We start from the raw sequence: 475 nt of genomic DNA on the forward strand, positions 1-475 counted from the left end.
CTTTACCAAAACTACATTCAGTAAACATTGGATGAAAAAGCATCCAAATTTACTTAAGGAAGAAGGGCTTCATAATGCTGAGCATGTCTTGGTTAGCGATATTACTTACCTTGAATCTGACCAAGGCGTGCATTATCTATCGCTGGTGACCGACTCTGGTTCCCGGAAGATTGTTGGCCATCACTTAAGTTCAGACATGAAAGCTGAGAATGTAGTGAAAGCACTAAAAATGGCCGTTAAAGATAACAGGTATAAAGGCAACGCTGTACACCACTCTGATAGAGGGCTGCAGTACTGTTCGGCTATTTATCAGAAGGAATTAACAGCATATGGTATTCATCCTTCAATGACAGATGGATACGATTGTTACCAAAACGCATTGGCAGAGAGAATCAATGGCATACTCAAACAAGAGTTCTTACTCTACCGATGTAAAACCATCGAAGAGTTGAAAATACTCGTTACCGAATCAATT

At 40.0% G+C, this 475-nt stretch carries 1 protein-coding gene; it reads left to right on the plus strand.

Translation table 11 applies throughout. The features are described from left to right. The coding region (locus ACFI6J_RS21595; protein WP_462586409.1) for a DDE-type integrase/transposase/recombinase at positions 1-475 on the plus strand (475 nt) is incomplete at both ends.

The organism is Alteromonas sp. G4i13 (genome assembly GCF_054960505.1).